Annotated in this window: 13 protein-coding genes; 7 read left to right on the top strand and 6 right to left on the bottom strand. The window is 41.5% G+C overall.

Annotated features, from left to right (window positions below):
* Nucleotides 1–97: 97 nt before the first annotated feature.
* A complete protein-coding gene (locus V7K56_RS17815; RefSeq protein ID WP_334912193.1) occupies nucleotides 98–1,264 on the bottom strand; it encodes a nucleotide-binding protein in 1,167 nt (388 codons plus the stop codon).
* Nucleotides 1,265–1,567: 303 nt separating this feature from the next.
* Here V7K56_RS17815 and V7K56_RS17810 point away from each other — a divergent pair, with 303 nt between their 5' ends.
* The 3 genes from V7K56_RS17810 (at nucleotide 1,568) to V7K56_RS17800 (ending at nucleotide 3,730) form a co-directional block, all read left to right on the top strand.
* Nucleotides 1,568–2,398: a metallophosphoesterase gene (locus V7K56_RS17810; protein WP_334912192.1), complete on the top strand. Its 831-nt coding sequence runs from the start codon at nucleotides 1,568–1,570 to the stop codon at nucleotides 2,396–2,398.
* Nucleotides 2,399–2,616: 218 nt separating this feature from the next.
* Entirely contained in the window at nucleotides 2,617–3,450 is an 834-nt protein-coding gene (locus V7K56_RS17805) for a metallophosphoesterase (protein WP_334912191.1), read from the top strand.
* Nucleotides 3,451–3,604: 154 nt separating this feature from the next.
* Nucleotides 3,605–3,730, top strand: a complete 126-nt coding sequence (locus V7K56_RS17800; RefSeq protein WP_292786051.1) for a hypothetical protein — start codon at nucleotides 3,605–3,607, stop codon at nucleotides 3,728–3,730.
* Between the two features lie 288 nt (nucleotides 3,731–4,018).
* On the opposite strand, the gene V7K56_RS17795 is transcribed toward V7K56_RS17800, so the two are convergent.
* The 3 genes from V7K56_RS17795 to V7K56_RS17785 all read right to left on the bottom strand — a co-directional run bounded on the left by V7K56_RS17795 (nucleotide 4,019) and on the right by V7K56_RS17785 (nucleotide 5,298).
* Complete coding sequence (locus V7K56_RS17795; RefSeq protein ID WP_334912190.1) at nucleotides 4,019–4,774, bottom strand: hypothetical protein; 756 nt, start codon at nucleotides 4,772–4,774, stop codon at nucleotides 4,019–4,021.
* Nucleotides 4,775–5,092: 318 nt separating this feature from the next.
* Nucleotides 5,093–5,203 carry a WD40 repeat domain-containing protein gene (locus tag V7K56_RS17790; protein ID WP_334912189.1) on the bottom strand — a complete coding sequence of 37 codons (111 nt, stop codon included), beginning with the start codon at nucleotides 5,201–5,203 and terminating at the stop codon, nucleotides 5,093–5,095.
* Nucleotides 5,204–5,232: 29 nt separating this feature from the next.
* Entirely contained in the window at nucleotides 5,233–5,298 is a 66-nt protein-coding gene (locus V7K56_RS17785) for a hypothetical protein (RefSeq protein WP_334912214.1), read from the bottom strand.
* 13 nt (nucleotides 5,299–5,311) lie between these two features.
* On the opposite strand from V7K56_RS17785, the gene V7K56_RS17780 reads away from it, so the two are divergent.
* Entirely contained in the window at nucleotides 5,312–6,148 is an 837-nt protein-coding gene (locus V7K56_RS17780) for a carbohydrate ABC transporter permease (protein WP_334912213.1), read from the top strand.
* 77 nt (nucleotides 6,149–6,225) lie between these two features.
* On the opposite strand, the gene V7K56_RS17775 is transcribed toward V7K56_RS17780, so the two are convergent.
* Nucleotides 6,226–6,879: a sugar transferase gene (locus V7K56_RS17775; RefSeq protein WP_334912188.1), complete on the bottom strand. Its 654-nt coding sequence runs from the start codon at nucleotides 6,877–6,879 to the stop codon at nucleotides 6,226–6,228.
* Nucleotides 6,880–7,446: 567 nt separating this feature from the next.
* Complete coding sequence (locus tag V7K56_RS17770; RefSeq protein WP_334912187.1) at nucleotides 7,447–11,559, bottom strand: hypothetical protein; 4,113 nt, start codon at nucleotides 11,557–11,559, stop codon at nucleotides 7,447–7,449.
* 634 nt (nucleotides 11,560–12,193) lie between these two features.
* On the opposite strand from V7K56_RS17770, the gene V7K56_RS17765 reads away from it, so the two are divergent.
* From V7K56_RS17765 to cobT, 3 genes are all read left to right on the top strand, one after another.
* Nucleotides 12,194–12,895: a Crp/Fnr family transcriptional regulator gene (locus V7K56_RS17765; protein ID WP_334912186.1), complete on the top strand. Its 702-nt coding sequence runs from the start codon at nucleotides 12,194–12,196 to the stop codon at nucleotides 12,893–12,895.
* 13 nt (nucleotides 12,896–12,908) lie between these two features.
* Entirely contained in the window at nucleotides 12,909–13,649 is a 741-nt protein-coding gene (locus tag V7K56_RS17760; RefSeq protein ID WP_334912185.1) for a DUF2232 domain-containing protein, read from the top strand.
* A 77-nt stretch (nucleotides 13,650–13,726) separates the two neighbouring features.
* A complete protein-coding gene (gene cobT / locus V7K56_RS17755) occupies nucleotides 13,727–14,905 on the top strand; it encodes a nicotinate mononucleotide-dependent phosphoribosyltransferase CobT (protein ID WP_334912212.1) in 1,179 nt (392 codons plus the stop codon).
* The last annotated feature ends 115 nt before the right edge of the window (nucleotides 14,906–15,020 follow it).

The raw sequence follows: 15,020 nt of genomic DNA, 5'->3' as shown, positions 1-15,020 counted from the left end.
GGTTTATAGCGTTTACTACATGAACAAAATAAAGATTTTCAACCAAGTCCCATATTGTTTAGTGCGATCGCTAAGTGCAAACTTATCTTAACAAGTCTTAATTAGCTCTAAGAATTCCTATACCAGCTTCTCTTTCAATATAATCTGCTAAGTTGATAAAATCTTCACGCGGGTAGCATCTTCCACCAACTAGATCAAAGGCTAATCTACTAGCAGGATTTTCTGGATTTTCGAGTATATGTATACCCCAGTAGTAAAGTAGGTCGCTTGTCCGAATACAAACTTCTTCTGGATCTATACAATGAAATTTTTTATCTATCTTACTAATTTCTTTATAAGCATTAGAATAGACTTGTTTTAGAAGCTTTAAGCGCTTAATACCAGGATCTTTAAAGTTGTTAACTAATACAAATAAATGAGCTAAATTATTGATTTCACGTATTTCTTTAACAGTATCTTGAATAACTTTACCGTGCTTACTTATTCCCAATGGATTGAAGGTTGTTGGGATAATACAATAATCTAATCGCTTAACTAGCTCTGGGGGATTACGCTCTAATGCTGGTGAGCAATCGCAAATTACTATTTGACAGTCACGGGCAGCATCTTCATCCCAATCATTTCCATCAAAAACTTGAATAGTTGTACCTACCCCTTTAGGATTGGGAACAAAAACCCCATCACCTACTAATTTTTGCAGATTTTGTTCTGGGTCTAAATCCACAAGTGCTATATTAAATCCTTGCAGTGCTAATGCTCCTGCTAAATGACTTGCTACAGTTGTTTTTCCTACTCCGCCTTTACAAGTAAAAACTCCAAAGTAAACTTTTTTTGGCGTAGTTTCTTCGTTAGGCTTCAAATTATCTCTGCCACCAATCTCAGAACCGCCATCAATCCTAACCAGCTTATTTTCATGGGCAATACCACAGTGAACTTTAGTATCTTTACCCCAAGTTCTGATTAATGCCAATGCTGGGCCGCCAAATCCTTTTGTAGTTATGAACCAACCAAAATTAAATTTTTTGCCTTCGTCAGAATCTAAAAAGTCAGCAAACTTTAAAAGCTGTGGCGCTGTTACGTTACTTTTTAGCCATTTTACCTGAACAACACCAACTAGGTTTCCTTTTTTAACCACTAGATCATAGCCAGGTTGATTGGTCTTTGCAGTTTCAACTGTCCAATCTGCTTTATGGAGCAATTTTGCTACGTGCTGCTCAAAGTGGGTAAAATCCTGGATAAATTGTGGCTCTAATGATGACGACATAAACAGCCTTAGGTGTTTTAGTTAAACGTGGTAGTATGTAATACAGTATACTCTACCAAAATAAACCCTGACCGTATAGTTGATTTATGTACGTAACATGAATCACTATCTTTCTGTCTTCAGAGAAAAAAGCATACTCTGACATAAATTAACAGCAAAGTTACGTCTGATTTTAATAAATATAAATACACTAAAATATACAGCTTTCATAAAATTTTCAATAAGTTGCACTGGTTGCTACACACCAACCAACAATGTTCAGTTAAGCTGTAAACGCTATGATTGAGCTTTATTGAACGTTTTATGCATTGGTTATTATCTGGGCCGTTGAGTACAGAAGCATTGACGGTTAACATTGCAGGGTTGCCTGCATCGTTACAAGGTAAAAAGCTGGTGCAATTGTCAGATTTTCACTACGATGGTTTGCGGCTGTCGGAAGAGATGTTAGAAAAAGCGATCGCACTTACTAATGAAGCTAAACCAGATTTAATTTTATTAACTGGTGACTACGTAACTGATGATCCCACACCAATTCACCAACTGGTACTTCGACTCAAACATCTGCAAAGTCGCTGTGGTATCTATGCTATTCTTGGCAATCACGATATACATTACAAACAGGCAAAAGTATTAGTTACAGAAGCCCTTACTAGTATTGGAATTCACGTCCTTTGGAACGAAATTGCTTATCCACTAGGAAAAGAATTACCACTAGTTGGACTTGCTGATAGTTGGTCACGGGAATTCCATCCCGCAACAGTTATGAACCAGCTAAACTCTGACACACCCTGCATTGTTTTATCTCATAACCCAGATACTGCGGAGATATTACAAAGATGGCGAGTTGATTTACAATTATCTGGTCATACTCACGGTGGTCAAATCGTGATTCCCGGAATTGGCCCTGCGGCGTTGTTTTACGAAAAGCTTGTAAAAAAAATACCCAAAAAAGTGCGGCGTCGATTCCCGTTTTTACAAGTAAATGTTTCTGTAGTCAACCATTGGGAATGGGTGCAGGGTTTGCATCGGTTAGGTAAAAATCAGCTATATGTCAATCGTGGTTTGGGAACTTACCTCCCAGGACGCTTATTTTGCCGCCCAGAAGTTACCATAATCACCCTACAAGGTGAGTAGGTAATTCCAAATTCAAAAGAAAAGAACGCAATCACAGCAGGTATTTTGGCTAATGAGTGCTTGCAAAATCAGTCATAACCTGCTTAATTTCATCAGAGAATTTAAATCAATGAATTAATTGTATCTGGAGTATATGACATAAATTATTGCATTTTATCAAGTTACATTTTTATTTTTGGTAAGCTGTAAGCGCTGGTATGAGGAGTATCGGTTGACTTATGCATTGGTTGTTTACAGGACATTTAAGAGTAGATAAAATAACGGTTAAGATTGCGGAACTTCCTGCATCTTTACAAGGTACAACATTAGTACAGTTGTCAGATTTTCACTATGATGGTTTGCGACTGTCGGAAGAGATGTTAGAAAAAGCGATCGCACTTACTAATGAAGCTGAACCAGATTTAATTCTATTAACTGGTGACTATGTAACTGACGATCCCACACCAATCCATCAATTGGTACTTCGACTCAAACATCTGCAAAGTCGCCGTGGTATCTACGCCGTACTTGGGAACCATGATATCTATTACAGCCACTCCAAAGCAGAAGTTACACAAGCGTTAACCAGCATTGGGGTTCACGTACTTTGGAATGAAATCGCCTATCCACTAGGAAAAGAATTACCACTGGTAGGGCTAGCTGATTATTGGTCACGAGAATTCTACCCCGCACCAGTCATGAATCAACTAGACTCGCTTACACCGCGCATTGTTTTATCTCATAACCCAGATACAGCCAAAATATTGCAACAATGGCGCGTAGATTTGCAACTATCTGGTCATACCCACGGTGGTCACATCGTCATTCCGGGCATTGGCCCTCTAGTATTTTATTATAAAAAGCTCCTCAAACAAATTCCTAAAAAACTGCGGTGTTGGGTAACATTTTTCTTAGGAGACTGCTCGAAAGTAGTGCGATATTGGGAGTGGGCGCAAGGGTTTCACAAGGTAGAAGAAAATCAACTATATGTCAATCGTGGTTTAGGAACTTATAAACCAGGACGTTTATTTTGTCCGCCTGAAGTGACTGTAATTACTTTAATTAGTCATTAGTCATTGGTCATTGGTCTAAATAAATGACAAATGACAGCCCTCACTAGTCAAAGTGCATTTTAAATACATAAACTCAAAGCAGAAACCGCCTGAAGCTACGATAGATAAATCTCAATAGCTTGGGGCGGTTCCTTGAAGATTGGAAAATTCAGAAATGACTAACTTAAAATTTGGTGGACAGTATTCGCGATCGCTTTACTCAGAATTGCACATCCTTATATTCCAACTAGGCAGGCATTTTCTGGCTGTGCGTTCTAAAACCTCCAAAACAACTCATTGAACTCAAGGCAAAAACACATTCAACGGATGCCACAACCAAAAGAGCGATCACAAAAAGATTAGAGCAGGAGGCACAGGCTCTAACTTGAAAGTTTTTGTTTAACTTTTAACCTGTTTGTACCTTGGTCTTAATCTAGCATTGTGTTTGTTTAGCGACAAGACACCTTTACTAAACTTGAAGACCATTAATTTATCGCAACAATCCAGAAATATTACTTAAAATTTGTCCCATTTGGTAATGTTGGCGTGAATGCCAACATTACCAAGTGGACCGAAAGTTCAGAAGCCGTTATTGAGCAGAATCGCCTGCGGTAGAAGAACCGCTATTAGATGTACTGTTTGACTGGTCTACTCCTTGAGGTGTAGTAGTTTTAGAGGTGTCACTTTTCGTACTAGGAGCAACAGTATTAGTAGAACTATCGTTTTGCGAAGTCGGAGTATTAGTAGTTGAACTCGTCGCCGGACTTTGTGTCGCTTTCGGGGCTGGCTGGGTTACAGAAGGTGCTTTTTCTGCCGCAGGCTGCTGGGGTGGAATAGTAATGTTAATATCCGGTTGGCGAGGTGTAGACGGAGGTGTAACTTGCTGTTGGGGAACAGGAACAGGAACAGCAACAGGAACAGGGACTTCCTTAGTTGTTTCGATTATTTTCGTTTGTGGTTGAGGAGATGGACTGGGAGTTGGATTACTCTTACTCGGTACAGGAACCGCGACCGGCACAATATTGTTAACCGCTGCGTTATTCTGCTGGTTGAAGTACCAAACCCCACCTATAACTAAACCAAGCAGGGAAGTAATGATAATACCCAACAGCAAACCACCACTAGCATTGTTTTCATCACGCTGGGCTAAATCTGCTTGCTGGTAGCTACGCTCAACATTTCGACCATGTACGTAACCGTTACTATAAGAGTTGGGATTAGCTGCGTTATTCTTAACTGTTTCAGTGGTTCGTGTCAAGTCAGTATGAGTATTACCATTAATATCAGTGTAAGATTTTTGCTTGAGTTCACTGTTTTTGATTTCGCGTTCATTAGGAATAGACATAGCCGTTGATTTAACTCCTCAGATTAAGATATTGACGAACTAAAACTTTGTGAAAACAAAAGGTTTTAATGAACTGAAAATATATGTTGCTGATAAAAATTGAGTCTTATTTGCTACTCAACTGTTGGTAATCTCAGAATAACCTCTGCCCTCAAACAAATGGCTCTATCTCCAGGGAGTTAATACTTTATCTTTAGAGAGTTAATACTTAATCAACAGAAAGAGTATCCCAAAGATGGATGTTATTAAACTGTCACTCAATGGATTGATCAAAAAATCTAACAATTTGCTTCAATTCTCTAAATTTTTAATTTGTTGTTATATATTGCATCGCCAAAGCTTAATGGTCATATCTCGACTACCGCTAACCAAAGTTTTGCCATTAGGACTGAAAGCGACAGAGTTAACCCAATCTGAATGGTTATCCAAAGTGTAAAGTTCTTTTCTGTATTAACATCTCATAGCTTCGCAGTATGATCTGCACTACCACTAACAAGATGCTGACCATCAGGACTAAAAGCGATGTTTATTAATCAAATGTTGAACTGGAAAAAATCACGCTCGCAAATTCTACTAATGTATGCAGTGTTGGGAGCGATCGCACTATTGATGCTCTTTCCTTTACTATGGCTAATTAGTACAGCCTTGAAATCGCCGACGGAAAATATTTTTCAGTCGCCGCCACAGTTGCTACCCAGTCAGCCAACACTAAATAACTTCTCTAGTGTGTGGAACTCTCTACCTTTTGGACAATACCTGTATAATAGTACCTTGGTGTCAGTACTGACTGTGGGCTTAAATCTACTGTTTTGCGCCTTGGCTGCCTATCCGTTGGCAAGATTATCATTTGTCGGGCGAGACTGGATTTTTGTAGCGATCGTCTCTACGATTATGATTCCCTTCCAAATCGTGATGATTCCCCTCTATATTTTGACGGTCCAGTTAGGTTTGACAAATAGTTATTTGGGGATGATTTTTCCGAGTTTAGCTTCTGCCTTTGGTATTTTTCTGTTGCGCCAAGCTTTCATGAGTGTGCCCAAAGAGATAGAAGAAGCCGCCCGGATGGATGGTAGCTCAGAGTTAGGATTATGGTGGCATATTATGTTACCAGCAGTTCGCCCAGCACTGGTAACTTTAGCTATTTTCGTATTCATTGGTGCTTGGAGTGACTTTTTGTGGCCTTTAATTGTCATCCAAAATGAAAATTTATACACTCTTCCTTTGGGAGTCGCAAAGCTAGCAGGAACATTTTCTCTTGACTGGCGCTTGGTAGCTGCTGGCTCAGTAATTGCGATCGCCCCAGTATTATTACTATTTTTGTTCTTACAACGTTACATTGTACCGACAGAAACAGGTAGCGGCGTCAAGGGGTGAAGAAGAATTCAGAAGTTAGAATAAGAAAGTGGTAGATGAGGAGATGAGGGAGAAATAATTAATGCCCAATGCCCAATTTAATAAGCACCAGTCTTTTTAAGCACCACCCAGATAGTTTTAATAATCAAACTCAGGTCATAAGTTACAGACCATTTGTGCTGATAATCTATATCCATTTTGACAATGGTTTCAAAGTCTGTAATGCTAGAACGCCCATTAGCTTGCCATTCTCCAGTAATTCCTGGTTTGACTCGCAATCTATCCCAGTGGTGTGGATCGTAATTACTGACTTCATCAGGAGTAGGTGGACGAGTACCAACTAAACTCATGTCCCCAATCAGAACATTCCAAAATTGAGGGAATTCATCCAAGCTAGTACGCCGCAAAAATTTACCAACAGGAGTAATGCGAGGATCGTCAATAGATTTAAAGATGTGACCTTTGGCTTGGTTTTCAACCAAATGCTTGAGTTTATCAGCATCGACTATCATAGAGCGGAATTTCCAAATACGGAAAGTTTTTCCGTTTAAACCACAACGAATTTGAGAATAAAATATTGGACTTGGCTCATGAATAAAGGTAGCAATTACTACGGGAATTGCTATCATAAATGTAACAATCAGCCCCACAATGGCTCCAACAATGTCAATTAATCGTTTTCTTACGCTTAACGTTGAGGGGTGTGAAGGCTGTTGCAAATAATTAACTGAATAAAGATAAAGATTATTCACAAGGGCTAACTTAGTTTTATAACAGGAATTTTTACATTAGTAGTGTAGACATAAACATGATTTTTAGGCGATTTTTACTACTGTTGTCGCTATTAAGTAGAACGGTGTAAATATTTGTAATTGGGATGAGGCAGAAGGCAGCTATGCTGGAGGGAAAAGGTTTTAGCCTCCTTTATCTTTCTTAACATAATTGTGTTTTTTCCATCGACTTAACTTCCTGAGTATGAATATGCACATATCTTAACCAATATAAAAACTAAAAATTCCAAATTTACAGAATCTTTCAATTAAACAGATAGATTGTAAATCTACGGTATTTTTGCCATCTAATAAATAAATATACTAGTATTGTATACATCCAAAAAATTACTGAGCTAAAGTATTAGTACTGGTGAAACACGGCGTAAATAAACCACCCATTCAAAATTAATGAAACGCTTACCCTGTATCCATTTTTGTTTTTTATTTTTTATTTTTTAATTCCGCTTTTTGAAAAATTCCAAATGCTTATATATGAGCATTTGGAATTTTAAGTAGTATTCTTATTTCTAACGCGATGTACTAGTTTCAACGATTAACCTCTAAGGCGAAATTCACCGTATACGGTTCCTCTAGTGATTGCTGATTACTAGCCTTGATTGCATCTAGATAGCGACGCAAAGACAACAGTTGTTGAGAATTGGGACGATAAGTGAGACTTCCTTGTTTTTCAAAAAGTGGTGCTGTGGCGATCGCCTGATAGTCAGGATTTTCTTGCGAACTCTGGGTAAGCCAGGTTGATTCTGTGACTGAAGGTATTAAACCGGAAGGCAGCTCACCTTCCAAAAAAGCCAGTAGCCTTTGCTGACAAGTACGAGTATTAATCCCACGACCCTCAAATAACTGGATAACTTCACCAAAAGATAAGGGACGGTCTGGTAGCAATCGCAACAGTTCTGTAAACAAGAAATAATCAGTGTATTGTTGCCTGGATATATCTAAAATCTGGGGATGTAGAGGCAGCATCGCCAAACCATAAGCAACCCGACTGCAATTGGGAGCGCCATTTTCGCCGAGATATAAATCTTGAATAATCTTAGTGCTGGGAAGTTTTTGCCGTAACCAGCGGTTCACCGTCCCGACACAAGCCACTCCACCAGTCAGAATAGCTTGATTAATAGCTTCTGTGGGGATGCCACGAGCTACCAATAACTTGTTGAGTTCTCGGTTCAGGCGGCGCACAAAGGGAATAAATACCTGGCTTTCTAAGTCTCGTCGCTGCAAAACCCATCGCTGATCGGCCAAATCCAGGGTAAAAGAGTCTTGGTGTTGCAAAATTAGTTTTAGGGCTAATGCTGCATCTAATACCGCCTGTCCTAGTAGAGAACTTTCTAGACGCTGCTGGAGACGAATTCGAGCGGTGATATCTGGTTCTCCAACTCTGGGTAGTTCTAATTCTTCTAACCCTAAAGTCTGCCAACGCATTTGGTCTAAACCAGGGATTGATGGTTGCCATTGCCAAGGATTACTCGTGGTAGTTTTGCGTAGGCGTAGCCCGCCGCAGGCATCGCTTGGTGTTTCTAGGCGTGATTGTCGAGATTTCGGTGGCAATAGCAGCTGGCAGATAATATCTTGTTCAATACCCTTGCCAGCATAAGCAAAACTGTGGAGCATGAAATCATTATATGACAATTGCTGCAAGGTTTCTGGTAGATTCACCAGCAACATTTCTGTAGCAGTTGTCCCAATATTAATCACAAGGGTGTTGCCAACAATGGGATGTTCGCTAGTTTTGGCTGGATGAGAACCTTGAGCATCGCTTAGTTTTACTTGCTCACCATTAGCAGCATCCAGTTCCGAAAGTAGACTAGCGATCGCTTCTTCGACAAAAAAGACTTGCTGCGGATGTTGGATGAGTTTGCTAGTGAGTAAAGCTTCCCGCACGTTAAAGCGGTATTGTTCTGACCAGCTAGATGGACAGGTACAAATTACACCTGCAATATGATTGATAATTTGGGGAAAATCTTGTTTGTTGATACCAGCAGCAGCAGTTATTAAACTAGGGGTGGTACTTGTTTTTTCGGATTTGAGGGTTAATAGTAATTTAGATAGCGATCGCACAACCCAAATCAAAGGCCCTGCCGAAAATTCATTTAATTGCAAAATTGGTTCCCATTTCTGTCGTTCACTCTTGTAGGGAATGGCTACTTGTAGATAGGGCTTCAACTGCGCCGAGTAAAGATTATTTTTCGTCGGATCTGCTGTCGATTTTGGTGTTGCAGGAGTGTTGGCACGATCGGGCACTTTATCTTTGGCAACAGCCGCAGGTGCTGTCTGCTCATGTGCTTCGATAGTTTCGTTTTCACCGTGGGGTACAGAAGCTATAGGCAGATAAACCTCTGTTGGTAAACGAAACGATTGTTGAAAGGAACTTGTTCCCGACGAATTTTCTGCTGACCAGTAGATAGGATGTACAACAAAAGTTGAGCGATTTAATAATGCGGCGGAAATTCCTGTTGTACCTAAATCAATTCCTAAATACCAGACTGATTCTAAAATATTGGGCGAAACTTCTGGATTGTTTATGGAGTTGGCAATTGGAGGTAAAGAACTTTCTGGAACAGGAGTTGTGACTTCCTTTTTTTCAGTTTCTACTTGGGGAACTGCCAAACTGGAGAAAGCAGTAATTGATGTATTCTCTGTTATTTGGAGATTTTCAGGGGAAGTTGTGTCTTGAATGTTATCAAGTGGTTCCGAGAAAACATCCAAGTTGGTAGCTGGCTGCGACTCAGAATTTAGCTGCCGATCAAAATTAGCCAAATCTTGATCTAATTGCTGCAACTGTTCTTCATCTAAAGAAATATCTGGTACGGCTGGAGACTGGTTTGACTCAATAGAAAGTAAGTTTTCCTGGGGTGAAGCAGCAATGTAGTTATCTGAAGACAGCTCGTCGGAGCGATCATTGTTAGTTAATACTTCCGATGTGGCGATACTTTCTGGTGCGTCCGCTTCGCGTAGCTTGCTTCCCCGTAGGGGTACGGTAGGCTCTGCCAACGCAATTTCTGGTACTTCTGGAGTAACTGGTGCTGTGGTTGTAGCATTATCCTCAGAAGAAGAGACTTCCAGCGATTGCAGTTCACTATCTGTATCAGGCAATAGGTCAGTTGCTGTAGCTGTGGCATTATCCCCTAAAGATGAGACTTCCAGCAATTGCGGTTCGCTATCAGCATCAGGCAATAAGTCAGTTAGGGTATTAATTGTATCAACACTAGCTGGCTGAGTGCCGATTTGTGGCAAACTGTCTATTTGTGGAGTAGAGAAGCTAGGAGGTGAGTCTAGATCAGTATCCTCTGCAAAAAATAGTTCTTCCTGTGGCTCTGATGAATCTGTGGTTTCGCCTAAAGTCTCTTGAGTTGAAAGACCCATATCTGGAGTCACAACCGCAGAATCGACGGTTGGAGAGACAGGCGGGGTCTGCGTGATGTTCAACGGTGATGGAGAGGCTGTAGAAGGAGAGTCATTTGTAGGAACATCGAGGCTAGAATTATTAACATCACCAGCATCAAACAAACTGGCGTAAAGTTGGTCTACTTCATCACCAATTGTCACAGAAATATCTTGCGGTAATTCGGTGGGGGTTTGAGAATATTCAGATGAGTCTACACCAAGCTGCAACAGCACTGCATCTAGATCCTCTGTAAGGGTAGTCTCCTGTTGCTCAGAAGTAATTGTGAGTGGAGATGAAGTTTCTGGTTGTATAAGCTCCGATGGTTGAGGCGCAACTCCAGCAGCAATCTCGGCTGGTTCAGTCAATGATGGTAGTGTTTCAGATTCTCCTCCCAGCAAAGATGACTGCGAACTAAGGGATTCTTGTTGTAAATGCTGGGTCAAATTGTTGACAAAGCTAGTCATCAGCTGTTCACCTTGCATCCCCTTGCTATGCATTCTTGCCAGTGCTTGGGACAGGGATTCGTAATAAGTATTAATGTTCCGCTGTAGTGCTTCAAAGACTACATTCACCGTTCCATCTAGTGATAATAGCCGTTGATCTAACTCCCTAGCTAGCTGGGTTAAGCGCTCCACATCGTCAGAGGATTCTAATAAAGATTGAGTTGCAGAGGTTGCGTAATTAATTCCTCCTGAAGAACTGGCGGAATTTTCTCTGGTCTGTCCAATCAGTGGCGTTAAAGTTGGCACAAGGCGACTCATGAGTACCTGTAAAAACTCGGTAATCATTTGTTCTTGGTTTGTCAACTGCTGCGCTAGGGAGTAGTTTTGCAAACGCCTTTGTTCTAGTTGCCGAATTTCTTGTATGAGAGTGGCTCGCTCTTGCAAGAGCAATTCTAATTCTGATCGCAACGGCTGAATCAATCTCGAAAATTCATTATTTAATTGTCCTGCGCCAACAGTACTCTGTTCCTGACTGAGTTCGGGCTGCGGTAGTGGATACTGGTTATAATCGCGATCAATAAATTTTGTTAACAAAGGCGATCGCGGTTCTTCAGAAGACTGATTTGGGATGCTGCTCTCTAATACTTCTTTTTCTTGTAACCTCAACAATAAGTCGCGAATTCGCTCTAAAACTTCTTTAGGCTCTTGTGCCTGACCAGACAGAAATCTAGACAGGCGCTTGCCACCACTGGCAAGTAAGTTGTCAATGTCTGCAATCAGCTTTTGAATTTCATCTGTACTAAAAGTCACTTTTGTCACCTTACTTATAAACGTATGTCAACTAATGTGACAATTACTTTACAATCACCGTACCCCTATGGAGATATTGCTACGCGCAGCATCGACCATAGAATTTTGAGTGGCAAAAGCCGCTACTTGGACTTGTGACTGTCATTATGTTATGGATTACTGGGAGTCGTGGCAATCTTCAATCATCCAAGAAAACAAGGAAAAAGTTTCTTTTTGTCCCCCCATCCCCTTATCTCCTTGTCTCCCCCTCTCCTTGTCCTTTTCAGACAGCCTTTGCTCGAAAAGCTTAATTTTGCAGGTCATTGGTTGCCTATTTTTGAAAATCGCTAAAATACCTGAGCAATAATTTACTCCCTTTAGTATCATTAATGTTGTTTGCCTATACTCATAACTAATCAAGTTTGCAGTGCAGCTAGCCCTAAGCAATACAACCGCCGGCTATAAAATACTTTTTGCAAAACTTTTACTCCGTTTAAACTTATAGGTAAAGATTATAGAAAAACTTCTTGTCGCTTTCTTGTGTAGCATAGTTTAGTTTTTTCTTTGAAAGGGAGATGTGCAATGATAGCTTAGGCTACAAATGGCGCTCCTAATTTTTTATGTGTACATAGCAGCTTGAATTAAAGATGTCGTAATGGAAGATCGATATAGCTTGCAAGCACAGGCTAATTCCTGGATGATCACCTCCGCTCCCTTTTTTCAAGGGTTGCCAGAAACTGCTGTGGAATCAGCCCTCACCCATCTTGTTACCCGCACTCACCCAGCCAATCAGGTGATTCTGCTGGAAAATGACTGGGGTGGTTCTGTGTATTTTATTATGGATGGATGGGTAAAAATTCGCACCTACAATCTGGAAGGAAAAGAGGTAACGCTGAATATTATTGGCAAAGGTGAATTGTTTGGTGAAATGGCGGCGCTAGATGAAGCACCTCGATCCACGGATGTGATTACGTTGGCTCCAACGGTAATTGGTAGTATGCCTGCTCAGGATTTTGTCAAATTACTTCAGATAGAACCTTTGGCGGGAGTTCGATTGGCGCAACTAATGGCACGACGTTTGCGGCAAGTAAATCGCCGATTGCGGTTGCGAGAATCTGATAGCCAATCAAGGGTAGCAGATACGTTGTTATTTTTGGCAGAAGGACAGGGAAGAAAAGGGCAAACCGGAACCGAAATCCCCAATTTACCTCATCGGGAATTGAGTAGTTTGAGCGGACTGGCGCGAGAAACAGTGACACGAGTATTGACAAGGCTAGAAAAAAAAGGCTTGATTAAACGGGATCAAGACACTATTTGTATTCCTGATTTGTCAGCCTTAGAAAGAATGATCGTTTAAAAACTTGTCATATATGAGTATTTTAGATTCTCTCCCAGATGAACCGGAGGAAGATCCATCCTCTGAATCTCCAACTCCTCAGAATCATTGGTTAGATAAAGAACAGCAGTTAATGCCCCCTCAAATCAAAGCTGATGCGCCCTTAAGGATGGTGGAAACGGCATTTTTAGCGAGTACCGCTAGCCTAATTTGGTTTATTAATTTTTACTTTCCTTTGGGCCCAGTTTTGCGGATATTTTTTCCAGTGCCGATCGCTCTAGTTTATCTGCGTTGGGGCAAACGTGCGGCATGGATGGCAGCACTCACCTCTGGGTTACTGCTAACAGTATTGATGGGGCCAGCCCGCAGTTTGCTGTTTGTCATGCCCTACGGTTTCATGGGCGTGCTTTTGGGCGCGACGTGGTGTCGTCGTCGTGTTCCCTGGATTGTTTCTATCACTTTGGGTACGCTATTAGGTACTTTAGGAGTCTTTTTTCGGCTGTGGTTGCTGTCTGTTTTGTCAGGTGAAGACCTGTGGATTTATGTGATTACCCAAGTGACTGAGTTCATTGAGTGGGTATTTTTTAACTTGAGTTTGTTGACGAGTCCCAGTGTATTTTTGATTCAAGTGGGAGCGATCGCTTTAATTATACTCAACAACTTTATCTACCTTTTTGTGGTACACCTGGCAGCATGGTTGCTTTTTGACCGCCTGGGCAACCCTATTCCCCGCCCACCACATTGGGTACAAGTTCTCATGGATTATGAAGGATAGTTATTAGTCATTTGTCATTGGTCATTGGTTAAATGATGAGTTTTAACTAATAATCAATGCCCCATGCCCAATTCCCCATGCCCAATTCCCAAATTCGTATTTATACCCAAAAAGAACAGGGTGAACAATGGCTGCAAAGATATCGTGGTTGTCTACCTGTATTTGCTTGTGTTTTAGGATTTACTGAAACTGGTTTAATTCCAGGGATTTCAGCAGCTGGTCGCACTCCAGAGGATCGGAAATATACTGCTTGTGCCGATGCTGAGTTTTTGTATTACGGCCCAGAACATAAAGCCCAATATCCCTTGCCACCATTGGCGGCTGGGGCTTCACCTGTGCTGATTTCTCGTACTGTCTTTGAGTCACTAAAGATACCAGTTCATTTATTTAATGCTGGTTTACCTCAGCCTCCTGCTTTGCCAGTAATTGATTTGGGTGGCGCTCCTGCTAAGTGTTTAAGTGGAGGCGCTGCTATGGAAATTACAACAGTACATCACTTGTTTGAACAAGGGCTACTTTGGGGAGAACGCCTTGCCGCCAATATCCAACAGGGGTATCTGATTGTCGGTGAGTGCGTCGTCGGAGGTACTACAACTGCCCTGGCAATCTTAACTGGTTTAGGTATAGATGCTGCGGGAAAAGTTAACAGTAGCCACCCTGTTTGTAACCACGCGCAAAAGTGGGCACTAGTGCAAGCTGGGCTGGACAAGATGAGGGGGAGCAAGAAGCAGGGGGAGATAAACTTCCAATCTCAAATCCAAAATTCTGTAGATCCCCTACAACTTGTCGCCGCCGTGGGCGATCCAATGCAGGTGGTGGTAGCTGGGATGGCGATCGCTGCTAGCCGTAGTTGTGGTGTAATGCTGGCTGGAGGGACGCAAATGCTGGCGGTTTATGCGCTCATTAGTGCGATCGCTCAAGCTTACGCCTTATCATGGCAACCAGAAGCAGTAGTTGTAGGCACAACCCGCTGGGTGGCTGAAGATCCTACTGGCGCTACAGTTGACTTAGCCCTTAACTTAGGAAAAAACAGCTTAACTTTGAGTAGAGAAACCCCTCCTCTATTAGCAACTCATCTGAGCTTTGCTGATTCTCGTTATCCCCAACTGAGAGCTTATGAGCAGGGCTTTGTCAAAGAAGGTATGGGTGCTGGAGCCGCTTGCATAGCTGCACATCTTAGCCAAGATTGGCAGCAACACCAACTTTTGACAGCCATTGAAGCCCAACTTGAACGGCTAAGTACAGAATTTCATTAATTCGTAGCGAATTAAATTTGGCAATACCCTGCAATGCCAATGCGTTGACTTATAGCAGTCGCCAAAGCCGTTAGGACAGTTCGTGGGAAACGCGCCTTCAACAGGATACTATGTG

This window comes from Nostoc sp. (genome assembly GCF_036917535.1).
Classification (GTDB): Bacteria; Cyanobacteriota; Cyanobacteriia; order Cyanobacteriales; family Nostocaceae; genus Nostoc.
Note: the sequence above shows the minus strand (reverse complement) of the source record. Positions and strands in the feature narration are given on the sequence as shown.

Excerpts from the sequence above, each read along its gene's own strand:
- V7K56_RS17795 (WP_334912190.1), bottom strand. The coding sequence starts at position 4,774 with ATGTCTATTCCTAATGAACGCGAAATCAAAAACAGTGAACTCAAGCAA.
- V7K56_RS17810 (WP_334912192.1), top strand. The coding sequence starts at position 1,568 with ATGCATTGGTTATTATCTGGGCCGTTGAGTACAGAAGCATTGACGGTT.
- cobT (WP_334912212.1), top strand. The coding sequence starts at position 13,727 with ATGCCCAATTCCCAAATTCGTATTTATACCCAAAAAGAACAGGGTGAA.
- V7K56_RS17800 (WP_292786051.1), top strand. The coding sequence starts at position 3,605 with ATGACTAACTTAAAATTTGGTGGACAGTATTCGCGATCGCTTTACTCA.
- V7K56_RS17765 (WP_334912186.1), top strand. The coding sequence starts at position 12,194 with ATGGAAGATCGATATAGCTTGCAAGCACAGGCTAATTCCTGGATGATC.
- V7K56_RS17780 (WP_334912213.1), top strand. The coding sequence starts at position 5,312 with ATGTTGAACTGGAAAAAATCACGCTCGCAAATTCTACTAATGTATGCA.
- V7K56_RS17760 (WP_334912185.1), top strand. The coding sequence starts at position 12,909 with ATGAGTATTTTAGATTCTCTCCCAGATGAACCGGAGGAAGATCCATCC.
- V7K56_RS17805 (WP_334912191.1), top strand. The coding sequence starts at position 2,617 with ATGCATTGGTTGTTTACAGGACATTTAAGAGTAGATAAAATAACGGTT.
- V7K56_RS17815 (WP_334912193.1), bottom strand. The coding sequence starts at position 1,264 with ATGTCGTCATCATTAGAGCCACAATTTATCCAGGATTTTACCCACTTT.